Source organism: Dictyobacter halimunensis, assembly GCF_036245075.1.
Window position 1 is genome coordinate 1,139,869 of record NZ_BSRI01000002.1, and the last position, 23,201, is coordinate 1,163,069.

The following is a 23,201-nucleotide window of genomic DNA, read 5'->3' on the forward strand; positions in this document are numbered from 1 at the left end:
GCTTATCTCATGGTTGCTTTCTGGGCATCGAAATCATGGGCATGGGCACCGCTGGTAAAGAGAACCAGCAATGGCACAAACTTGGAGACGACAGGTGAACCCCAACCAGTTACAGCATCCCAGCCTTTTTTGGCATCATATCCCTGGATCGTCACCGGATTGCCATTGGCATCGGCGAAGGTATAGGTATTGTTGCCCGACGTGATGTCATGGAAGGTTGCTGAATAGATGGGATTGACACGACCAAAGATCAGGTACAGTGCAGGGTTGATGAAGCCAACCTTCTTGTTGCCAAGCTGATCGGCGAGAGCAATAATGCCAGCCCACTGTGGGGAGCCAGCGCTGGTACCGCCGAAGATGAAGACCGAACCAGCAGGAGCACCGCTATCAGAGGTAACAGTTAATACGCCACCATTGATGGCTGCATTGTAGGCTACATCCGGCACACCGCGACCCTTGCCGGGAAGGTTTGGCAGCCCATACTGGTAGAATGGCTTCGCATAAACCTGGCTAATGCCACCACCACCAGCAGCACCGAACTGGGGTTCATTCCAGGCTACTTCGCTCTGATAAGCACCGGTAGTCGCATCAGCGACCAGCTGTGTGCCACCAACGCCGGATACGAATGGATCGTTCGCGGGTGAAGAGGCCGACTTGATATAGGAGTTACCATCGCAGGTAGGCTGCGCAGCACCCTGGTCACCAGCAGATGCAAACAGGGTGATGTTCTTTCTGGTGGCAGCCTGGAAGGCCTGATGCCATTTCTGGTTGGTCGCCGCATCCAGGCAGCTCTCCGCCTCACCAAAGCTCATCGAAACGACATCGCCCAGGTTGTGGTCGATCGCGTACTGCAACGAGGCAACCAGGTCATTGTCGTCGCTGCTCTTGGCCAGGACCAGGTCAATGGTCGCGTCAGGAGCAACTGCATGAGACCATTCCACGTCCAGCGCGATCTCACCAGCCCAACCTTCCTGTAAGGGGCTGCCATCAAATGGAGTCAACGAACCCTGTCCAGGAATAATGTTGAGGGTAGGGTCATTCAGACCGAAATTCTGATCAAAAGAATGAAGGTCATCCTTAATATGGGGAGCACTATAGGCATCCAAAATAACGATTGTACGACCTTTTCCAGTAATTCCTTTGTCTAATAGGGGCTGAATACTATAAGCATTACGAATCTGTTTAGGACCATAACAACGAACAGCGGCAGTGTTCGACTGGCACTTAAAGGTTTTATCCTGAACCGTGCCAGCATAAATATGATGGGGATTCACCACTGCCAGAGGATTGACGTGGCTCGATGCATACGCGCCAGCAGTCTGCGTGGCCGCACCGGTCGCCAGAAGAGCTAGTAATAGCGCAAAAGCGAATGTTGCATAAAACATACGAGGAGCAGCCATACGTCTTTGCATCATAAGATACCCTCCGAGTTAAACATAGAGCTAAATATATCAATTAGAAAGAGTCGCTTTCTAAGTATAGAAGATAATAAATAAATTTGCTAGCTCTTTGGATATAAAAAATACTGAAGAAATGTGTAATACAATAAATATCCTTTTGCAAAAAAAAGCAGAAAGGGAATATATTATGGCAAGCTAATATTCCATGATACAATATGAAACCAAACATTAGAAAAAACCAACAGGGTAAGCTGTATGAACTACACATTATGTGTACCCATAAAAAGTACTATTTCATTCTCTTATCGATCCAGGGCCACTGACAGACGTAAGCCATCTTTTTGCTATACCGCCTTTCTAAGGGCTTTTATTAGCGTAGCACATGTAAGTGCCCACACACACGCGGCCGCTGCGCAGCCGTGCGATTTGTTTATGGTGGTGCATACAGTGTGCATCCATGCACTGTATGCACCACCATAAAATAGACTATCTAATCATCCTTTTTGAGAGATAGCATGCACCACCATGAAATGGACTATCTGAACATCCTTTTTGAGAAATAGAGCGACATGAGGGGTGGGTGCGGATGCACCCACCCCTCATGTCGCTCTATTTCTCAAAAACCAGATGAGCGCCGTAGGCGCCCGTTCACCCGGGTATTAGGCCCGTGGCAGAATCGGCAGATTCATCCCTTCATCGCGGGTACGGTGGGTACCGGCAACGTCTTTAATGCCACCCTCAGGGTAGACTAGCTTTGCCTCAGCCTCAGGCAGCAGGCTGGCAACCTCTTTCAAGACGGCGTCCAGGAATTGATCCTCGGGGACGGTTTTAACCACCTGACCTTTGCGGAAGATGACGCCCTTTCCTTTACCACCAGCCAGGCCCACATCAGCGTCACGCGACTCACCAGGGCCATTGACGACGCAGCCCATGACCGCCACCTGGATAGGGGTTTGTACCTTGGAGAGACGCTTCTCTACCTCGTTGGCGACGCTGATTACATCAATCTCAACACGGCCACACGAGGGACAGGAAACAAAGGTGACGCCTCGGTTGCGCAGTTCCAGCGAGCGCAGAATCTCAAAAGCCACGGGGATCTCTTCTTCAGGTTCGGCGCTCAAGCTAACACGGATCGTGTCACCAATGCCTTCAGCCAGCAGGATACCCAGACCCACCGAGGATTTCACGGCTCCCGTTACCAGGGTACCGGCTTCGGTAATGCCCAGGTGGAGTGGATAGTCCGAGCGCTGCGAGAAGCGACGATAGGCCTCAATGGCCGTCAGCACCGTCGAAGACTTCAGGGAGACATCGATGTTATGGTAATCCAGTTCCTCACACCAGCCGATATACTCCAGCGCGCGGGTAACCATACGCTCGGCCAGGTGTTCACGCTCCTGACGGCGGGCCTCAGTAGGATCGGTGCGCTCAAGCGTGCCATCATCGCGCAGACGTACCTGCACGCGCTGCATCTGCGCTACCTTATCCAGCGCATCGATTGAACCCGAGTTCACGCCAATACGCATGGCAACGCCACGCTCTTTAGCGGCCAGCACTATCTTCTCCATCGACTTACGTCCCTGTAACAGGTTACCGGGATTAATGCGAACCTTATCGATACCCTGGCGAATCGCTTCCAGGGCCAGTTCAGGATTATAGTGAATGTCGGCCACCAGTGGAATATTGATGCGCTTCTTGATCTCGCTCAAAACCACAGCGTCTTCCATCTCGGGCACAGCGACACGCACCAGTTCGCAACCCACATCCTGCAAGCGATGAATCTGAGCCACCGTTGACTCAACATCACGAGTATAAGTCGTGGTCATAGATTGCACACTAATGGGGGCGTCACCGCCAATTGCGATATTACCTACCTGTATCTGTCGTGTTTTTCTTCGCATAATTGAAAGTAAACTCCGTTTAGCCGTTCCAATGCATAAGATCACTCACGGTGACCACAATCATAAGAACTAATAGTAAGGCAAAACCAACCAGATTAATAATTCCCTCACGCTCCGGTTTCAAGCGTTTTCCACCACGTAATATCTCTACCAATATCAGGAAGACGCGTCCGCCGTCCAGAGCGGGGAAGGGTAAAATGTTAAAAATTGCTAAATTTAAACTTAAGGCAGCTGTAAGACTCAATATGGGCCACCAGCCAACAACCGGGGTCTCTGCCGCCACGTTCTGCGTGACCTGAGCAATCCCAACCGGACCCGAAAACTGCGGCTGAATCGCGCCAACAATCATTTTGCCAATAATGGACAGGTATTGATGAATAAAGTCGATCGTATGCACGATGCCTCTAAAGGGGGCTTGCCAGAGAGGATAGTGCATGATTAAGACTTTGGCTCCCACGCCCATATAGCCCTGCCCCTGCGGTGGATGGACGCGCGCGTTGACGGTTACCTCCTGTGTAGTCCCCGGTTGACCCCGGCGAATCGTCAACTGGATGGGGATATGGTCATTTTTTCCTTTATCGGCATTAATAATCTGCGTCACAGCCGTCGACATGGCGGTGAAATCTTTGACCGCCTTCCCATTCACAGCCACCACCGTATCATCGGTCCGCAGACCGGCCGTGGCCGCCGGCGAACCGGCCTGCACCGTGCCGATCACCGCCGTCGGCGTGGGCATTGGCTCACCCAGACCATAAGCAACCGTAAACAACACAATGCCAAGCAGAAAATTCATAAAGACGCCTGCGCAGAGCACTATGATGCGCTTGCCCGCTGTTTTCGAGGCAAAGCTGCCTTCATCACGGCGTCCATTCTCATCAACGGCCTCTCCATTCTCACCCACCATGCGTACATAGCCGCCAAGAGGCAGGAGATTCAGCGAATACAGCGTACGCTCAGGCGGAGTCTCCGGCTCGTTGCTGGCATTGCCAAAGGGATTCTGAATATTGCTGGTATCCACCGCCGAGCGTCCCTGCCCAAACCACAACACATCCCAGCCACCACGTTCGCGCTTGCGAAAGCTTACGATGTTAGGAGGGAAGCCCAGCGCGAATTCGTCAACTCGAATGCCAGCCCACTTTGCCGCAATAAAATGTCCCAGCTCGTGTACAAACACGAGCAATCCCAACACTGGAATCACAGCGAGTATATACCAGCTCATCCCCTTTTCCTTTTCTCAATACACATCTCTATGTATACCATCTGCGGATGCTTCCCCCTATCAGCGGCATGCAGCCTTATAACTATGACTGGACCTGTACGCGCTTCTTCCACAACTCACGCACGGTACGGCGTGCCCATGAGCAGGCTTCAAGCGTCGCGGCCACATCCGGCTGCTCAATCGACTGATGGCGCTCCAGGGCCGCCTCAATTAACTGGGCAATCTCCAGGTATCCAATTTTGCCCGTTAGAAACAGCTCAACAGCCTCTTCATCAGCACCCACCAGGGCGCAGGGATAGGTTCCACCACGCCTGCCCGCTTCAACCGCCAGCCGGAAACAGGGGAAGCGCGAAGGCTCCAGTTCCTCAAAATGCAACGCTGCCACATCGGGCCAGCGCAGTTCACGAATAAAATCTGTCTCGGCAGACGCCAGGCGGTCAGGATAGCCCAGAGCATTCATGATTGGCAGGTGCATGCTTGGCAGGCTGGCCTGCATTTTGATAGAGCCATCAACAAACTCAACCATCGAATGGATAATACTTTCTGGATGCACCACCACTTCCATCTTCTCATATGGTACACCAAACAGCCAATGAGACTCAATCACTTCCAGCGCCTTGTTCATCAAGGTTGCGCTATCAATGGTGATCTTGGGTCCCATGCTCCAGGTGGGATGTGCCAGCGCCTGTTTAACCGTCACCGTTTTCAGGTCATCTAGCGGAGTTTTGCGGAAGGGCCCGCCGGATGCGGTCAAGAGGAGGCGATGAATGTTCTTCTGCTCTTCCCCCCTCAGGCACTGCCAGATAGCACTATGCTCACTATCAATAGGGTAGATAGAGACCCCCACACGCTGAGCCGCCTGGGTTACAAGGTGGCCCGCCATGACCAGGGTCTCTTTATTGGCCAGCGCGATCGTCTTGCCGGCGCCGATAGCCGCCAGCGTAGGCATCAGACCCACCAGGCCGGAGGTAGCGGCGACCAGGATATCGGCATCGGTATGGGTAGCCACCGCCAGCAACCCCTGTTCACCGAGCAGAGCTCGGGGCAACAGGCGCCGGGCCTTGGCCTCAACCTCGGGGGTATCCGCGTAACAGGTCACCAGGTCTGGCTGGAACTCCTGCACTTGCTGAGCCAGCAAGTCCACATTGCTGCGTGCAGCCATAGCAACCACGCGGAATTGTTCGGGAAAGCGCCGTACGACATCGAGAGTCTGTCGCCCAATTGATCCCGTGCTTCCTAATAAAGCAATACGTTTAGGGAACGTTGTCATGAAACTCAACCTATGATATATATATTTGCTTACTTACGCCGTGTAAGTAATGTTTCAGTTTCGCCTTTCATCCAGATTATAGCATGTATGAGCCAGGATGTTCTGCTTTGATCAATCTGGCTAGCGGTCAAAACGGGCTTCTGTATGGTGTCACCTGCCGCGAGGCCACCCCCTCGCTGCTCGCGCTTGCGCATCATGGCGGATAGGCTGATCGGGCTAGTGGAAAAACAGGGAGAAGATATAAACGACAATGACGGCGAAGAGCAGGCTATCGATGCGATCGAGCATGCCACCATGCCCCGGCATAAATTGGCCGCTATCCTTGACGTGCATCTGGCGCTTAATTAACGACTCGGCCAGGTCCCCCAGGGTCGCCACGGTTCCAATCAGCAATCCCAGTACAATAGCGAAATACCAGGGGACGCCCAGGGGAACTACGGTAAAGAGTAGACTGGCGATCACTGAGACCACCAGACCGCCGGCAACGCCCTCCCATGTTTTCGCGGGACTGATGTGGGGAGCCATTTTGTGGCGCCCAAAGTAGCGTCCTGAGAAGAAGGCCGCCCCATCAAAACCCCAGACGCCCAGCAGCGTAATTAAGAGCCACCAGACACCGCGGGGTAGGGTCACCCACCACCCCTGCATAGGATGCAGGGAGCTAACCTCGTATCCACGCAGAAGTAAGAAATAGCTCATTGACCAGCCCAGATACAGTGGAACGGCCAGCGTCAGAGCCCAGTCAATCAGAGTGCCCTCCAGCTGCTTACGCGTAAAGAGCCAGCAAAAGGAAAGCACAATCGAAGCCCCCAGCCCGATCTGCAGTATCAGGAGCTGCTGCGGCGGAAACATGGCGGAACCCAGAAAAAGCACACTCAGCGCATAGCTCATCATAATCAACGGATGATGACCAGCTTTATGGAGCATCGTGTGCAGCTCAATTGTCCCTAGCACGACGACCCCCAGGCACGCCGCGAAAGCCCACCAACCGCCAAACCAGACAAAGAGGAGAACAACCGGCATCGCGATCGCCGCGGTCAACAGGCGCTGGCCAACAGACGTATTCGCTTTTTTCTCGGGTTCAGTTACACCCGCATCACTATTCTGCTTACTCGTGCCTTGCAACTAATTACTCCTCAGTCAAGCTATAGGTTATTCTAACATACACAGAAAATGCCATATTCCCAACGCGGTAGCTCTGTGTAGAATCAACCTTGGGCCGCTCCAACCATACGAGCGCTGCTCGACCAGGATTCCCCATGTACCTGCTCATAGGCATTATGCATGTAGCACCAGGCAATGCCAAAAAAAGAGAATACGTAGAGCAAATTCCTGGCTGGTGGTCTCTACGTATTCTATCACCGTTCCTTACTTGGAGGGAACGTCTAAACGACCGAAACGACGCTTGCGCTGGTTAAAGCTATCCAGGGCCGCCATCAGATCTTCGTGCCCAAAATCAGGCCACAGGGTGGAGGTCGCATAGTACTCGCTGTAAGCTGATTGCCAGAGCAAGAAATTGCTCACCCGCATTTCGCCTGCGGTACGAATTACCATGTCGGGATCGGGCAGGTCGCGGGTATATAAATAAGAGCTAATCAATTCTTCATTGATCATCTCAGGGTCGCGACCATCGGCGATAATCTGCCTGATCGCATCCACCAGTTCAGCGCGCCCTCCATAATTAAAGCAGACATTCAGACCGATGCGTGTATTATCTTTTGTCAATTCAATTGACTCGCGCACCGCCTGCTGAATATCAGGAGACAGATCGTACAGTCGACCAAGATGGCGCAAACGAACCCCATCACGGTGGAGTTTTTCTAAATCCGAGCGTATGGTTTCCCAGAAGAGACGCATCAAGCCGTCAACTTCACTTTGTGGGCGTCCCCAGTTCTCGGTAGAAAAGGCATACACACTGAGCATCTCGATATTTTCGTCTGCAGCACACTCGACGACACGTCGGAGTGCGGTTACGCCCGCTTTATGTCCTGCCAGACGCGGCAAATGCCGTTTGTTGGCCCAACGCCCATTGCCATCCATAATGATGGCAATGTGGCGGACCGGCTGTTTTTGCTGCTCAGATGCGACAAGGGACGTCTGCGCTAAATTCTTCTCTTTCCCCTTTATGGACGAAAAGAGCTGTTGCATCTTGGTCAAAGTTAGACCTCCAGGATCTCCAGTTCCTTTGATTTCCCGATCTTGTCCATCTCGTCGATGTAGCGATCGGTGAGCTTCTGCAGCTTATCGACGCTACGCTTCAGCTCGTCTTCGGAAACTTCTTTCTTCTTTTCACGGTCGCGCATCTTATCCTGTACATCACGGCGAATGTTGCGGATAGCGACCTTGTGCTCATCAGATTTTTTATGTAAGGTCTTTACCAGGTCTCGGCGGCGCTCCTCGCTCATAGGAGGAATGACCAGGCGAATGACCTGCCCATCATTGTTCGGGTTAATACCCAGATCCGATTTTTGAATCGCCTTCTCGATATCAACCAGCATCTGTTTATCCCATGGTTGAATCACCAGGAGACGAGCCTCTGGGACAGAGACGGAAGCCACCTGATTGATAGGCGTTGGTGCGCCATAATAGTCAACCGTGATACGATCAATTAAGGCAGCGCTCGCCCGACCAGCGCGAATAGCATTGAGGTCCTGCTTCAAAGCCTCAATAGCCTTTTGCATACGTCGTTCTGCATCCCCAAGTAAATCTGCTGTCATTGCATACTCCCTTTGTCTCTAGGCACAACATGCACCTCAAAACCGGAACGTGATAAGCGGTATCGCCGGCTCGTAGGTGCCGGGCTTGCCCCGGCTTTACATCCGGCTTGCCCCCACCGTTAGACCGGTTCTTTCACGTCAGTAGAGACCAGTGTACCACACTTTTCTCCATGCATAATGGCTTCCAGTGCTCCAGGTTGATGCAAATTGAAAACCATGATCGGCATGTTATTATCTTTACATAAAGATAATGCGGTACTATCCATAACTTTTAACCCCATATTTAATGCCTGCATGTAGCTCAGGTCGGAGAACCGGCGAGCATACGGGTTACGCATCGGGTCATCGTCATAGATCCCATCCACTTTGGTCGCTTTGAGCAGCACTTGCGCATTCAATTCGACAGCACGCAATGCGGCAGCAGTATCAGTGGTAAAGAACGGATTGCCACTACCAGCCGCCAGAATCACCACACGCCCCTTTTCCAAGTGGCGTACCGCGCGACGGCGGATAAATGGCTCGGCCACCGGAGGCATTTCGATCGCGGTCTGTACCCGTGTGGCGATGCCGACTTTTTCCATCGCATCCTGCATGACCAGTGAGTTCATGACGGTAGCCAGCATACCCACATAGTCCGCGGTACCACGATCAATACCGGTCGCGGCGGCATCTGCGCCGCGCCACATATTTCCGCCTCCAATAACCATGGCGATCTCTACACCCAGTTCGTGGACACGCTTGACCTCGCCGGCGATCCGCCGTACCGTCTCGGCATCAATTCCTGATCCCTGAGCTCCAAGCGCTTCACCACTCAACTTGAGCAGAATACGCCGATATTTTGTCTCGACTGACATCTTTACCGTTCTCCCTTGTGCGCGACCGTGAGGGACGCCTCTTCGTTTGTCATTACAATCCACATGGGATATTCCTCCTCCTTCACTGCGGCGAAAAAGAAGGAATATCCAATCCGGGCCTGGCCCGAAGGAGGGTAGTCAGGAAAGACTACTCACCCAGAGCAAAGCGGCTAAAGCGGCGGACAACGATGTTCTCTCCGGTCTCAGCAATCACTCTACGCACAAGGTCACCAACCGTTACAGACTCATCTTTTACCCAGGGCTGCATCATCAGAACCTGAGTGCCGAACTCTTTTTTGAGCTTGCCGGTGAGGACCTCTTCGCGGCGTGCCTCGGGGACACGAGCCATGGAGGGGTCTTCGGCGAATCTCTGACGCGCGGCCTCGGTCACCTCGGCCGGCACATCTTCGTAATTAACGTACTGGGGAGCAACGCCCACAATCTGCAGGGCCAGGTCGTTGGCCAGATTGCGGAAACTTTCGCTGCGGGCCACGAAGTCCGTGCTACAGTTGAGCTCAATCAAGACACCAACACGATTGTTGTGGTGCACATACGAGAAGACGCCACCCTCTTTGGTCTCACGACCAGCGGTTACCATCTTTTCGGCTTTTTTGTCGCGGCGCGCTTCCAGATACTTGACCGCATCACCCCAGCTTTTCGCCTCGGCGAGAGCGTTTTTGCAATCCGCGAAGGTCGCGCCCGTCTCTTCACGCAACTTTTTGACGTCTGTAGCTGCGAATTCCATAACGTTGGTTTCTCCTCAATCTTTATGTATGATACTCAGATCTCGATAGCAGTACAACAACTGCTGTCCATCTTTTTTGGACTCTGAGTGCTTGACAAATGGAAAATGTAGTAATCACACGCTCAAATCGTGTGTTAAAGGGTAGAATATATTACACAAAAAGGCGGGAGTCAAAGGCGCGTATGCCCCTTTTCTCCCACCGAAACGATGCGTTTGGTTTTGACTAATGAGCCTCTTTGGAAACCAGTTCTGGCTCAGCAGCCGGGGCAGCAGCCTCGGCCTCAGCCGGTGCCTCAGCCGGTGTCTCGGCGGCAGCCGGGGCTGGAGCGGCCTCAGGCTCGGCGGCAGCGACGGGGGCTGGCTCTGTGGCAGCCTCGACCGGTGCTTCGCTCTCACCAGGCTCGACGTCTTTCTGCTGGGCCTCGAGTTCGCGACGGCCCTCGACGGCCGCATCGGCGATTTTCGCGCACAACAGACGAACCGCGCGAATGGCGTCGTCGTTAGCCGGAATAGGATAGTCCATCTCATCGGGATCGCAGTTGGTGTCTGCCAGGGCGATGATAGGAATCTCCAGGCGGCGCGCCTCCATTACTGCGGTACGCTCTTTGCGGGTATCGATAATAAAGATAGCGTTAGGCAAGCGGCGCATATCTTTGATGCCACCCAGAATACGCTCCAGACGCATGATCTCATCCTGCATGTGCTGGACTTCTTTTTTGGGCAGGCGCTCAAAATCACCCCGGTCGCGGCGCTCTTCAAGACTACGCAGATAGGTGATACGAGACTGAATGGTTTTGAAGTTGGTCAGCATACCACCAAGCCAGCGCTGGTTGACGTAGAACATGCCGCAGCGCTTGGCCTCTTCGGCCACGGCTTCCTGGGCCTGTTTCTTGGTACCAACAAACAGCAGGGTTCCACCATCGGCGACCAGCTGCTCAACGAACTTGTAGGCATCGTTCAGGCGAGTCACCGTCTGCTGGAGATCGATGATATGAATACCGTTGCGGTCCATGAAGATAAACTGCTGCATCTTCGGATTCCAACGGCGCGTCTGGTGGCCAAAATGCACACCAGCTTCCAACAACTGTTTCATGGAAATGATATTAGCCAAAAACGGACCTCCCTTGATCCTCCGCTCTCACTGTACGGCGTCAGGGTCCCCTAAGGTGTATTTGCTTGTTCCAAACATCAGTCGAAGTTATGGACCCCAGGGTCAGCGCTATTTCAGAGAGCGTGTGTACTTAATTGTATGTGCCTGAGCAGGCGGACAGTCCTCGCCCACTTCGACTGTGAAGTATAGCACAGAGCTTCTATGGACGCAAGAAATTTGGCCACATCTCCTCGTAACGGCAAAAATAGAGTATAATGTGAAGAAATGCTTCTTGCTTTGTTTCGTGTATCTTTATAACTCATCAGAGAATAGGGTAAAAATGGGGGTGGATGATGCGCAGAACAATCTATTATTACCGTGTACGTTTAATTGCGGATGCCTTACCATCTTGCTCCTGCGTCTTTTTTCTCGCTCGTATGCCTACTCCGGCTCCTCCCCTCCTTTTTCACCGCATCCACGCTACGAGAGGGCTACCACGCAAGATTCTTCTCCTAAAAATAGGTGAACACCGTTCGCTTCTTGAATTCGGGCGTATAGTATAAAGTGAGAGTACACATTTCTAGCTAATGGTAATGTGGCACTCATACCATTTTCAGGGGTTGCAGATGTAGAAAGGGATTGAAACAGATGGTAAATGTTCTAATCGTTGATGACCATTCGTTGATGCGTCGCGCGGTACGCGAAGTGATTGAAAAGGAGCCGGGGATGTGCGTGGTGGCCGAGGCCTGTAACGGGCACGAGGCGGAGGTGCAGGCGGCAGAGACACAGCCTGACGTGGTGCTGATGGATGTTGATATGCCCGACTGCACCGGCTTTGAAGCCACCGAACGCGTGCTGGCCTGCTCTCCCCATTCACGAGTGGTGATTTTTACCTCCTCTCATCAGGAACAGTTACTCTTTCAGGCGATCCAAAAAGGGGCCATGGGCTACATTACCAAGGATATCGAGCCGGATGCGTTGATCCACGCGATCCATTGCGCCGCGCGCAATGATCTTTGTATTCCCGGAGCGCTGGCGACCCAGATACTTACCTACCTGCGCTCATCCTGGAAGATGCACGCTGGCTACGGCAGCATGCTCTCTTCCTCCATTTCCTATCGTACCCCACGCCGTACCGCCCATGTCACCGTCAGTGGCGAATCCAGCTTGAGCGATACGACTAGCACGATGCCTCGTCCATTGACCGAGCGTGAAAAGCAGATCCTTGATCTGATGCGCAAGGGTCGCAAAAATCGCGAGATCGCCCTGGAGCTATCGATTGCCGAGTCTACAGTGCATAAACACGTGCAAAATATCTTTGAGAAACTGCACGCCCGTAATCGCACGGAGGCGATCTATCTGACCAGTGTTGAAAGCTAAGCATTATCATACGCATATGCTACAATGGATAGTGTTCATTATGAAAAAGAAGAGATGTCACTATCATACAGGACAATATACGTGCGAGAAAAACGAACGAGCCATTCCGGAACGGTCCGCCTCCAGTCTGATCAGTCGGAGGAGAAAACCTCATTCCTGGCTCAGGTAGCCATTTTTCAACATTTCAGTGTACAGGACCTCAACGCAATTGAACAGAGCCTTACTTCGTTACCTTGCTCACCGGGACGCATGCTCTATCGTCCCGGTGATGTTATCAATACGCTCTTCTTTGTGAAGAGTGGACACATCCAGCTCTATCATCTTTCTACCGATGGCAGAAAACTCATTACCAATACGCTGGAAGCGGGCGCCTGTTTTGGTGAGCAGGCGCTGTGTAGCCCCAATACCGCTACCAGCTTCGCTGAAGCGGTCGATGCCGCCGCCCTCTACCTGCTCAATAAAGTTGATCTCGATCACCTGCTGTTGCTGCATAGCGCGGTCTCCGGGGCGCTCCTGCAGCTGATGGGGCAACGCCTGACCGGGCTTGAGAACCAGCTGGTCAATACCACCTTCAAAAGTGTGACCGCTCGCCTGGCGGATCTCCTGCTCCAGCTGGCAACAGAACAGGAGAGAGAGGTCAACGGGCTGGTCGTCAATGGGTTCAGCCATGAAGAGCTAGCCGACCGCCTGGGCGTCTACCGGGAAACCGTCAGCACTGCACTGCGAGAATTAAAAGATGCGCGCGCCATCCAGCTAGGGCGAAAACATATAGTGATCCACCAACCTGATCTGCTCGCACAGCTGGCTCAGACAAACAGCAAATCAGGATTACATAGACGAGAACATTGATGGTTATCAAAGCACAACATGTCACAAAAATGTATCACAGTGGGCAGCTGCGGGTGAAGGCTTTAAGCGATGTGTCACTGGAGATAGCGCAGGGAGAGATGGTCGCGATCATGGGGCCCAGCGGCTGTGGAAAAACCACGCTGCTCAACTGCCTGTCAGGATTGGATACGATCGATGAGGGCGATATCTATATTCGGGGCGATAACTTGCGCGACCTCAGCGAACGCGAACGCACAACCTATCGAGCGCAGCATATGGGCTTTATTTTTCAGGATTTCAATCTGCTACCGGTGCTCTCGGCCGTAGAGAATGTGGAGCTGCCGCTGCTGGTTACGCACGTCGCCAGCCAGAAAGCAAGGCGGCGCGCACTGGAGATGCTCGATATAGTCGGACTGAGCGAGCGAGCGCGCCATCGGCCCGCGGAGCTCTCCGGCGGCCAGCGCCAACGCGTCACCATCGCGCGCGCCCTGGTCAACAATCCTACCCTGGTCTGGGCAGATGAGCCCACGGGAAATCTGGACAGCTCAACCGCCAGCGACATTATGCATCTGCTGCTCCAGCTCAACCGCGAACACCAGCAGACCTTCGTCATCGTTACCCACGACCCGAACATCGGCGAACAGGCCCATCGCATCATCTCTATGCGCGACGGCCAGGTTGTTTAACCAGAAACAGAGACGATTGTGCCCCCATGCGCGACCGCGCATGGGGGCACAATCTTTACAGACTACGTTATTTAGCCAGGGTGCGATTCGTGGTGCTCAACTGCTCACGCACAACATCTTTAATATGCGCCGAGGAAAGGCCATACAGCTCTTTCAGGATGGTCAGGGCGCCATGCTCGACAAATTTATCCGGCAGGCCAATCACCCGTACATCCACTTCATTGAGCCCCTCACGCTCCAACAGCTCCAGGACGGCACTGCCAAAGCCGGCGGACGCCACATGATCTTCGATCGTGACCAGGCGGCCGGTCGCCTTCGCCAGGCGCAGAATCATCTCTTCATCCAGAGGTTTGGCCCAGCGCGCATTGACCACGGCGACGTGGATGCCCTCGTCGGCCAGTTCTTTGGCCGCCAGTTCAGCTTGCGCCACGGTCGCTCCGTAAGCCAGCAACACCGTCTGCTGGTGTTCCGCCGCCTCCAGGGTCTCGGGGCTCAACAATTCGGCCTTCCCAACTTCCAGCTTGTGAAATTCATTGGTCATAGGCACGCCCAGAGCCTTGCCACGGGGATAGCGCAGGGCCACCGGACCATCCAGATAGATGGCGGTATAGAGCATGTGCCGGAGCTCTTCTTCGTCTTTGGGCGCCATCACTTTCATACCAGGGATCATGCGCGAGAAGGCGATGTCAAACACCCCGTGCTGCGTCTGCCCATCTTCCCCCACCAGCCCGGCACGGTCCATGGCAAAGACGACATGCAGATTCTGTACAGCGATGTCATGAATAATCTGGTCGATGGCGCGCTGCATAAAGGTAGAATAAATGGCGGCAACAGGGATCATACCGCCAACGGCTAAACCACCGGCAAAGGTAACCCCGTGCTGCTCAGCGATGCCGACGTCAAAGTAGCGCTCGGGGAAGCGCTGGTGCAGCTTCTTCAGTCCGGTGCCCTCTTCCATCGCGGCCGTAATACCAACTACTTTGGGATCTTGCTCGGCAATGGCGACCAGAGCATTGGCGAACACTTCGGTATACGATGGGGGATCGCCCGCGTTCTTCTTGATGATGCCGGTCGTATAATCATAAGCGCCAGGACCATGCCACTTGGTGGAATCGCCCTCGGCGACTTCCCAGCCCTTACCCTTCTTGGTCACCATCTGCACAATAATGGGACCTTCAACCTTTTTCACATTCTCGAATACATCCACCATCGTTTCCAGATCATGACCATCAAAAGGACCAAAGAACTTGAAGCCAAGTTCTTCAAAGATGGCGCCGCTTTTACTATGCATCATAAAATGTTTAAAACTGGTTTCAGCACGTCCAGCAGCCTCGCGGGCCTTATCACCCACAACCGGCAGGCGCTCAATCGATCCCTTGGCCATCTCGCGTAAGCGCTGATAGCTGGGCGAGGTCTGCATGCGACGCACATTCCCAAGATATTGCGAGATTGCTCCAACATTATCAGAGATGGACTTATCATTGTCATTGAGCACAATAATGAGATTTTTTTTCAGACTACCAGCGTTATTAATGGCCTCTAATGCCATACCACCCGTCAGCGATCCATCCCCAATGATCGCCACTACTTTATGCGTCCCACCCTGCAGATCACGCGCCGCCGCGATACCAAGAGCAGCGGATATCGATGTACTTGCATGGCTCGCACCAAAGACATCGAAATCACTCTCATCTCGACGAAGATAGCCAGAAAGCCCTCCAAATTGACGAATGGTATGGAAGCGATCACGGCGCCCCGTCAAAAGCTTATGCACATACGCCTGATGGCCAATATCCCAGACGAGCTGATCATTGGGAGTATCGAAGACATAGTGAAGCGCCATCGTTAGTTCAACAACGCCCAGATTTGGAGCCAGGTGACCACCTCGCACAGACACTTTCTCGATGATCTCGCGCCGAATCTCCTTCGCCAGAAGCTCCATCTGCGGAACCGACAGGGCACGCAGCTGCTCTGGGCCATTAATCGTCTCTAGAATGCTTGTCAATGGTTTCCTCCAAATTACTAGACACCGGCTCCCCATTGTATACGTCGGCAACAAGCGACCAGTAAATATTCCTATCGAAGTGGTTAGATACCACTATCATGAAGATGCATAAAAGTTAGTTAAAGGGTGTATTCTCAAGTACCTTTCACAATATTATAGATATGTTCGCAGGCAGTGGCAAACGCTTCAGCCCTGAAAATTCATGCACGTAAGGTCTTGACAAGGCTTGATGCAGCCTCTGGAGCCATTTTATACCCCCTAAAGTGCACCTTGACAGTATTCTTCTTTCTTCTTATTATGAACCCATATGGTACCACTCACAATTTGGAAGCGGCATTTCCAGACTGAGTGACGTCTTGAAAACACAAAGGAAGGCAGGAGCGGTCCCTCATTCTTAAATGGGGAGAGGAACCGCGCATCTTATGACAAGAAAAGATAGCGAAAAAGATTCGGAAAGGCCACATTACTATTCCCAGTTCTGGCTTGATGTAGCTGCGGGCCGCCATGTGATTGGTGCCCCCAAACCTGAAGATGGTGAAGCGGTCGAAGAGGCCCCTGAGCCAGCTCCACAGCGGCGGGGTCGCTTTAACGAGGCCAGCGATGGGCAGGTTGTCCATCCCGCCGCCGAGCCAGTACGCTCCTCACAGTCATTCGCCGAACCTGAGGCGGAAGAAGATACCCTGGAAGCCAACGACCAGGTTGAGGAGTTTGACTATCAGGATGATCAGGTTGAGGAGGCCGACGTCCCCGATATGGATCTGGACTCTGAGGCAGACGAAGAGGAAGATTTCTTCGAGGACGAAGAGGAAGAGGAAGAGGACGACGATATGAATTGGGGCCGTGGCCGCAAGAAACCGAAGCCCTCGCGTGCATCCAAGTTGCCACCGAAAAAACCTGGCAAGCGGGATACCCGCCGCCCATATTAAGCTCCCTGGTCCCGTTGAAAAATCTGACAGCGACTGCAAAAATTTTGCAGTCGCTGTTTTTGCTGTCCACTTCCTCAAGGAGAAGGTTTAAGGATAGATACCCCGTACCAGGGTAGCCTCGGACACCCGCGAGATGGCTAGCATATTCGCGCCCAGGCGTAAATCGCAGTGATACTCCTCCGATTTGTTAGCGACGGCATCAAAAGCTTTGTTCATGATTACTTCCAGGCGGTGGATAATGTCCACATCATCCCAGAACAGGCTCTGCAGATCCTGTACCCATTCAAAGTAACTGACGGTGACGCCTCCGGCATTGGCCAGAATATCCGGAATAACCAGGCAGCCTTTGTCGAAGAGGATCGCGTCGGCCTCTGGAGTGGTAGGGCCATTAGCGGCTTCCGCTACGATGCGCGCCTGCACCTTATCTGCGTTGTGCTCGGTGATCTGGCCTTCGGTAGCCGCAGGGATCAGGATATCACAGGGCACTTCAAGCACATCGGTGGAACTGATACTCTGCCCATGCGGATACGTTGCTACGGTGCCGTGCTCTAATTTGTGGCGCTGAACCAGCGCCGGATCCAGACCATCCTCGTTATACAGGCCACCGCTGGTATCACTGAAGGCGACGATCTTACAACCCTCGTTGTGGAACAGGCGCGCGGCAACACTGCCCGCGTTGCCAAATCCCTGGATACTGACGCGTGCCCCGCGCAGGGGCATCCCGATGCGCCGGGCGGCGCGACGCGTGGCGAAGAGAACACCGGTCGCGGTGGCGTCGTTGCGGCCCTCGCTACCGCCGATAGAGAGAGGTTTGCCGGTAACAACGGCGGGAACAGAAAAACCCTCGTGCATAGAATAGGTATCCATCATCCAGGCCATAACCTGAGAATTCGTATTGATATCTGGAGCTGGAATATCGCTATGAGGACCAATAATGATAGAAATTTCAGTGGTGAAGCGGCGCGTCATGCGCTCTAGCTCGCCGGCGGTCATATTTCTGGGATCACAGATGACGCCGCCTTTGGCGCCTCCATAGGGAATCCCAACCACGGCGCACTTCCAGGTCATCCACATGGCCAGGGCCTTTACCTCGTCCAGCGTGACGTCCGGGCCATAGCGAATGCCACCTTTGGCAGGGCCCCGAGTGACGTTATGCTGGACACGATAGCCCGTGAGAGTCTTGATGCGGCCGCTATCGAGCCGTAACGGAAAATTGACGATCAACTCGCGTTTTGGCTTGCGCAAAATCTCGCGCATATCTTCCGAGAGTCCCAGCCTATCGGCGGCCCGCTCAAATTGCTGAACTGCCATCTCATAAGGGTTAAACTGCTGCATGATATCTCCTTTGATGCAAAACGTCATTGTCCTGGCTTCAATGGCATGCGTCCCTGACCATGTTGGATGGTGCAGGGGATATTACCCCTGCGGCTCTTCTAGTTTCTTTTGTAAGAGAGGCCTTACAACATCGATTTTTGCCTGGCCACGTGTCTGTTTCATCACCTGGCCAATCAGACTTTGAATAGCGTTCACTTTACCATTACGATAGTCGGCAACAGGCTTCGGATTCTTCGCAATGACTTCATCGATAATCCGTTCCAGCGTTCCAAGATCACTGATCGGAGGTTTGATACCCTTGCGCTCAACAATGGCTTCGGGCATCTCACCGCTGGCAAAAGCTTCATCCAGGATATCTTTCGCCTGTTTACCAGTAATACGTTCCTGATCAAGCAAATCTAACAGATTTGCTACCGCGGCGGGTGTTAAACGCGTATCCTGCACAGAGATAGAATTGGCCTTCAGCAGACGGACGACCTCGCTCAACACCCAGTTGCTGGCAACTTTGGCCCGGGCCTGGCGATTTTTCGCCGGGGAGGCGGAAACGACCTGCTCGAAGTAGTCACCGAGCGCTTTGTCTTCGGTCAAGACGTTAGCATCCTGCTCTGAGATACCATATTCTTTGACGTAGCGGGCACGGCGCTCATCGGGTAGCTCGGAGAGTTGGCCGCGAATCTCTTCTACCACCGAGCGGCTGATAATCAATGGTGGCAGATCGGGCTCTGGAAAGTAACGATAGTCGTCGGCCTTCTCTTTGACGCGCTGCGTCACGGTGATCCCTTTAGTCTCGATCCAGCCTCGCGTCTCCTGGCGAATGGTGCCGCCGTTGCGGATCACCTCGATCTGGCGCCGCGCCTCATATTCCAGAGCGCGCTCAACCGAGCGGAAGCTGTTCATGTTTTTGATCTCGGTCTTCACGCCCAGTTTTTGCTCACCACGAGGACGTACCGAAACGTTGGCATCACAGCGCAGGCTGCCCTCTTCCATACGACCGGACGATACGCCGATGTAGATCAGGATTTCACGCAACTTCTGCATATACAGGCGCGCTTCCTCTGGGGAGCGCATGTCGGGCTCGCTCACGATCTCCATCAATGGGGTACCGGCGCGATTGACATCGATCAGCGTATACCCCGGTCGGTGCAGCGAGCGGGCCGTGTCCTCTTCCAGGTGAACGCGGGTAATGCCGATACGGCGCTCCTGCCCATTGTGCTCAATCGTCAGGTAGCCGTTGCTACTGAGGGGAATATCATATTGTGAAATCTGATAGCCCTTCATCAGGTCAGGATAATGGTAGCTTTTGCGGTCAAACTTTGAATATTCGGGGATTGAACAGTTCAATGCCAGCGCGGTCATAATGGTGTACTGGACCGCTTTCTGATTGATGACCGGCAACACGCCGGGCATTCCCATACACACCGGGCACACATGGGTATTGGGAGCGGCGTTCGCATAGTTGGTGCTGCAAGAGCAGAACATCTTACTCTTCGTCAGCAGCTGCGAATGCACCTCGAGTCCGATAACGACCTCAAAATCTGTATCAATCGGAGTATATGCAGTTGTCGTCATGTGCGTATTCTCACTTTATTTCTATCGTGTAACTATGTCTAAAGCAGAGCAGCCTCAATTTGTCGTAAGTCTAGTCCTTTATCCTTCTCTCGTCAATGGCAAAGCCCGGCTACTGCTGCTGCATTCAAAAAACTAGAGGTATCGTCATTTATTTTAGCACAGTGCTCACATACCCTACGAAATGCGAACATCATGACGGAAGATAGGAGATATTGGCTAATTTAACAGGACTAATTTGCTGATTTCATACGTTTGCTGATAATAATAATCATTCGCCTTCTTGTAACGGGCTCACAACGAGACCAATGGATTTTTGTTTGTTCGCATCCAGGGAATCTATGTGGCCAGAGGAAAATGGAAGAGCCAAAATAAGGGACGGTGACAGCCTGATAAGGCCGGGTTAACGGGGGTGATGCAGCACAAAACGCTGTTGCAGCTACCTTGAGAATAATGTATACTGTCCCAGGAAAGAAGTGGCATAGTTTACATTTTACAGGCGTGCAGGTAGACGCGCATATATAGAGAGCGGGCAGGAGAGCGTTACGTATGTCTCTAATCAATATGGCGAAACGCGAGATTAATTGTAAAATTGTCTATTATGGAATTGGTCTTTGCGGCAAAACGACAAATTTACACTATATACACCAGGCAGTGAATCCACATGACGTTGGAGAAATGGTTTCAATCGATACCGAAACAGAGCGTACATTATACTTCGATCTGCTGCCACTAGAACTGGGAAAGATCCACGGCTTTAACATTCGCTTTCAGCTCTATACCGTTCCTGGACAGATCCTTTACCAGCAAACACGTATTTCAGTGCTCAAGGGAGCCGATTGTGTTATTTTTGTCGCCGATTCACAGGCCAGCAAGCTGCAAGAGAATATCGAATGCTGGAATGAGCTCCAGGAGCAGCTACGCCGCATGAATAAAGATACGGCCAGCTTCCCCCTGGTTATGCAATGGAACAAACGCGACCTGCAGGATACGCTACCAGTATCGGTTTTAGAAAAATACCTGAATCCCTATCGCGTACCTAGCTTTGAAGCGGTCGCAGTAACCGGTAAAGGGGTCATCGAGAGTTTGCGTGTGGGTATTAATTCGACGCTACGCAAACTTGAACGCATCTAGATTTATTCATTTCAGTACAGGGGAGCGCTCCACCAGGAGCGCTTTTTTCTTTGCTCGCCAGCACGGGGCACCGCGCTCCAAATCTTTTTTATGAGGTGTGCAAAATATGCGCTTTCGCGCATATTTTGCACACCTCATAAATTTGTCGTGGCTCTCCTCAGCAGATACTACATCCCTTATCACTATAGAGGTGGGTGGGGCGGCGGCGTCGAGCGCCGCCGCCACCCACCTCTATTATTTTCGGGCGGCCGCATGCGGCCGCCCGAAAGAGGACACCTCCTTACCCATCACCATGGGAAACATCCCTACCAAAAAAGAGCATCCATGCTGCTCAGCTACACTATCACTTGAAATACAAGATAAGCGGGACTTGACACAACCTAATACAATCATGGTGTACCTGAAAGTACTAAAGGAAGGCCAGCGCTACGGGGTAGAAACTCCTAGAAAGGTCCATAAAATGGCCTGCCATCTTATAGACGCTCACAACATTAATGTGTATAATGGGGCAAAGTTACAAGGTCTACCAACCCTTGATATTGCAAGGGGCGTCCACTTCTTATCTTGGGAGTTCAATTAGACAGAAAAGAGTGCAGGCAGTGCTGCATGGGCCTTTGCGCTGTCCGTTCTCTTCTATGAAGGGATTACATGGAAACGATACGCGTCATCATTATTGATGAGCAGCCACTCTTCCGTGAGGGTATCCGCGCTACCCTGCAGAGAATGGGGGACTGCGAAATTGTTGGAGAGTCGACGGATGCAGCTGACGTACTCGAAATAGCTCGTACGTGCAACCCCGATGTAGCCCTCATCGACGCTGGACTGACGGCCTCCGATCCATTGGAGATTGCCCGGCAGATGCGACATTCATCACCACGCCTGGCGATCATCGTTCTCACTCCATCAGAAGATGAAGAGCGCTTATTTCAGTCTATTAAGGTTGGTGCCGCCGCCTATACGACGCGCAACATCACCGCCGACGAGTTGATGGATACCGTTCGCAAGGTAAGCCATGGCGAGTACCTGATTCGCGATGATGTGCTTGCCAAGCCACAACTGGCCAGCCGCGTCCTCAAGTCTTTCCGCGAATTAACGGTGGAGGAGGAAGAGAGCGAACAGAAAGATCTCTATTCCCCACTTTCTAGTCGCGAGGTCGAGATTCTCGATTACATCGCACGCGGCAATAGCAATAAAGAGATTGCCAAGTCCCTGAAAATCAGTGATCAGACGGTGAAGAATCACATTACCTCGATCCTGAAAAAATTATCTGTCAATGATCGTACCGCTGCGGTTGTGCATGCTCTGCGCCATGGGTGGATTAAAATGCATGAAGAATAGCCATGGCGTCTCCACCCGGGAGCGATACCACTATTTCTCATGCATACATCCGGGCACGTGAACAGGTGCAGGATAGTCCAAAAACTGGCACACCAATACCGCATCAATAATTACGTAGGTGGTGCCAGCTTTTTTATGCCCATATAGCCAGAGCAGGCTGCCCGGTCTGTGCATTGATAAAGAGATAGAGATCTTGAGGCGGTTGGGTGGTGAGGGCAACATTGGTGGAAGGTTGGGGCACCTGCTGATACCAGATAAGCCAGGTGGGCAGGTTGGTAAAGGAGGAATGGTTCTGATGATTGGTTACGGCTGGATACGTCAGCAAGACATAATGGGCGTCGATTTTTTTAGCGCTCGTAGCCGCGTCCGGTTCGGCCTGCGCGGCCAACTGGAGCGCCTGCAGCCGGCTGATCGGTGGAGTGTCATTGGGCGTGCTCAGCGTGACGCCCACGGCCTTAAGCGGCTCCGATTGCAGTAGCGAAGCCGGCACGGGTGTAGTAGCCGCGTCCACCATGGACCAGCGGGAGATCATCGGCACGGACACGGGATGAAATAAGAAAAGCCAGAGTAACCAGAACAGGCCAATGCCAAGAAGCAAACCGCCGATAAAACGACCTCGCCCGTCCAGGCGTACAGGAACAGGCTTCCTTACCACGACATTCCTCTCCTTCTCACTGACTCCAGTCTTTCTCAGTATATGTCAAATACTGGCGAAAAACAACTGAGCGACGTTGCCCGAGCTTCTGAAAAAAGATATACTGATACCAGGAATTAAGACTTTAAAGCAAGCAATCTAAATCAGTAGTATAAGCA

The 23,201-nt window shown here is 52.8% G+C and carries 20 protein-coding genes; 6 read left to right on the forward strand and 14 right to left on the reverse strand.

Annotated features, from left to right (window positions below):
- Positions 1-2: 2 nt before the first annotated feature.
- The 10 genes from AABA21_RS18775 to rpsB all read right to left on the reverse strand — a co-directional run bounded on the left by AABA21_RS18775 (position 3) and on the right by rpsB (position 11,193).
- The gene (locus tag AABA21_RS18775; RefSeq protein ID WP_338252863.1) at positions 3-1,415 is read right to left on the reverse strand and encodes a S53 family peptidase; all 1,413 of its coding nucleotides are present in this window, start codon (positions 1,413-1,415) and stop codon (positions 3-5) included.
- A gap of 644 nt (positions 1,416-2,059) precedes the next feature.
- Positions 2,060-3,298: a flavodoxin-dependent (E)-4-hydroxy-3-methylbut-2-enyl-diphosphate synthase gene (gene ispG, locus AABA21_RS18780; protein WP_338252865.1), complete on the reverse strand. Its 1,239-nt coding sequence runs from the start codon at positions 3,296-3,298 to the stop codon at positions 2,060-2,062.
- Between the two features lie 19 nt (positions 3,299-3,317).
- Positions 3,318-4,517 carry a M50 family metallopeptidase gene (locus AABA21_RS18785; RefSeq protein WP_338252867.1) on the reverse strand — a complete coding sequence of 400 codons (1,200 nt, stop codon included), beginning with the start codon at positions 4,515-4,517 and terminating at the stop codon, positions 3,318-3,320.
- An 82-nt stretch (positions 4,518-4,599) separates the two neighbouring features.
- Complete coding sequence (locus AABA21_RS18790) at positions 4,600-5,787, reverse strand: 1-deoxy-D-xylulose-5-phosphate reductoisomerase (protein ID WP_338252869.1); 1,188 nt, start codon at positions 5,785-5,787, stop codon at positions 4,600-4,602.
- A 216-nt stretch (positions 5,788-6,003) separates the two neighbouring features.
- Positions 6,004-6,909, reverse strand: coding sequence for a phosphatidate cytidylyltransferase (locus AABA21_RS18795; RefSeq protein ID WP_338252871.1), 906 nt, complete (start codon positions 6,907-6,909; stop codon positions 6,004-6,006).
- A 243-nt stretch (positions 6,910-7,152) separates the two neighbouring features.
- On the reverse strand, positions 7,153-7,941 hold the full coding sequence (gene uppS / locus AABA21_RS18800; protein ID WP_420917161.1) for a polyprenyl diphosphate synthase: 789 nt from the start codon (positions 7,939-7,941) through the stop codon (positions 7,153-7,155).
- Positions 7,942-7,943: 2 nt separating this feature from the next.
- A complete protein-coding gene (gene frr, locus AABA21_RS18805; protein ID WP_338252873.1) occupies positions 7,944-8,501 on the reverse strand; it encodes a ribosome recycling factor in 558 nt (185 codons plus the stop codon).
- A 119-nt stretch (positions 8,502-8,620) separates the two neighbouring features.
- Positions 8,621-9,355, reverse strand: coding sequence for a UMP kinase (pyrH, locus tag AABA21_RS18810; RefSeq protein WP_338252875.1), 735 nt, complete (start codon positions 9,353-9,355; stop codon positions 8,621-8,623).
- A gap of 148 nt (positions 9,356-9,503) precedes the next feature.
- Positions 9,504-10,100: an elongation factor Ts gene (gene tsf, locus AABA21_RS18815; protein WP_338252877.1), complete on the reverse strand. Its 597-nt coding sequence runs from the start codon at positions 10,098-10,100 to the stop codon at positions 9,504-9,506.
- 223 nt (positions 10,101-10,323) lie between these two features.
- Entirely contained in the window at positions 10,324-11,193 is an 870-nt protein-coding gene (gene rpsB / locus AABA21_RS18820) for a 30S ribosomal protein S2 (protein ID WP_420917200.1), read from the reverse strand.
- 645 nt (positions 11,194-11,838) lie between these two features.
- Between rpsB and AABA21_RS18825 the strand changes: the two genes are divergently transcribed.
- The 3 genes from AABA21_RS18825 (at position 11,839) to AABA21_RS18835 (ending at position 14,084) form a co-directional block, all read left to right on the forward strand.
- Positions 11,839-12,570, forward strand: a complete 732-nt coding sequence (locus tag AABA21_RS18825) for a response regulator (protein ID WP_338252881.1) — start codon at positions 11,839-11,841, stop codon at positions 12,568-12,570.
- An 81-nt stretch (positions 12,571-12,651) separates the two neighbouring features.
- Positions 12,652-13,419, forward strand: a complete 768-nt coding sequence (locus tag AABA21_RS18830; RefSeq protein ID WP_338252883.1) for a Crp/Fnr family transcriptional regulator — start codon at positions 12,652-12,654, stop codon at positions 13,417-13,419.
- Positions 13,419-14,084 carry an ABC transporter ATP-binding protein gene (locus tag AABA21_RS18835; RefSeq protein WP_338252885.1) on the forward strand — a complete coding sequence of 222 codons (666 nt, stop codon included), beginning with the start codon at positions 13,419-13,421 and terminating at the stop codon, positions 14,082-14,084. The genes AABA21_RS18830 and AABA21_RS18835 overlap by 1 nt, the downstream gene beginning before the upstream one ends.
- Before the next feature lie 67 nt (positions 14,085-14,151).
- Here the strand turns inward: AABA21_RS18835 and dxs are convergent, their stop codons facing one another.
- Positions 14,152-16,089 (reverse strand): 1-deoxy-D-xylulose-5-phosphate synthase, encoded by a 1,938-nt coding sequence (dxs, locus tag AABA21_RS18840; protein WP_338252887.1) that lies wholly within the window; start codon positions 16,087-16,089, stop codon positions 14,152-14,154.
- 422 nt (positions 16,090-16,511) lie between these two features.
- On the opposite strand from dxs, the gene AABA21_RS18845 reads away from it, so the two are divergent.
- Entirely contained in the window at positions 16,512-17,015 is a 504-nt protein-coding gene (locus AABA21_RS18845; RefSeq protein WP_338252889.1) for a hypothetical protein, read from the forward strand.
- A gap of 87 nt (positions 17,016-17,102) precedes the next feature.
- Here AABA21_RS18845 and AABA21_RS18850 read toward each other — a convergent pair whose 3' ends face one another.
- Both AABA21_RS18850 and gatB read right to left on the reverse strand, forming a co-directional pair.
- Positions 17,103-18,350 carry a Glu/Leu/Phe/Val family dehydrogenase gene (locus AABA21_RS18850; protein ID WP_338252891.1) on the reverse strand — a complete coding sequence of 416 codons (1,248 nt, stop codon included), beginning with the start codon at positions 18,348-18,350 and terminating at the stop codon, positions 17,103-17,105.
- 81 nt (positions 18,351-18,431) lie between these two features.
- The gene (gatB, locus tag AABA21_RS18855; protein ID WP_338252893.1) at positions 18,432-19,919 is read right to left on the reverse strand and encodes an Asp-tRNA(Asn)/Glu-tRNA(Gln) amidotransferase subunit GatB; all 1,488 of its coding nucleotides are present in this window, start codon (positions 19,917-19,919) and stop codon (positions 18,432-18,434) included.
- A 546-nt stretch (positions 19,920-20,465) separates the two neighbouring features.
- Here gatB and AABA21_RS18860 point away from each other — a divergent pair.
- Complete coding sequence (locus tag AABA21_RS18860; protein ID WP_338252895.1) at positions 20,466-21,050, forward strand: GTP-binding protein; 585 nt, start codon at positions 20,466-20,468, stop codon at positions 21,048-21,050.
- 648 nt (positions 21,051-21,698) lie between these two features.
- Positions 21,699-22,388: a LuxR C-terminal-related transcriptional regulator gene (locus AABA21_RS18865; protein ID WP_201366643.1), complete on the forward strand. Its 690-nt coding sequence runs from the start codon at positions 21,699-21,701 to the stop codon at positions 22,386-22,388.
- A gap of 133 nt (positions 22,389-22,521) precedes the next feature.
- On the opposite strand, the gene AABA21_RS18870 is transcribed toward AABA21_RS18865, so the two are convergent.
- Entirely contained in the window at positions 22,522-23,043 is a 522-nt protein-coding gene (locus AABA21_RS18870) for a hypothetical protein (RefSeq protein ID WP_338252900.1), read from the reverse strand.
- Positions 23,044-23,201 lie beyond the last annotated feature (158 nt).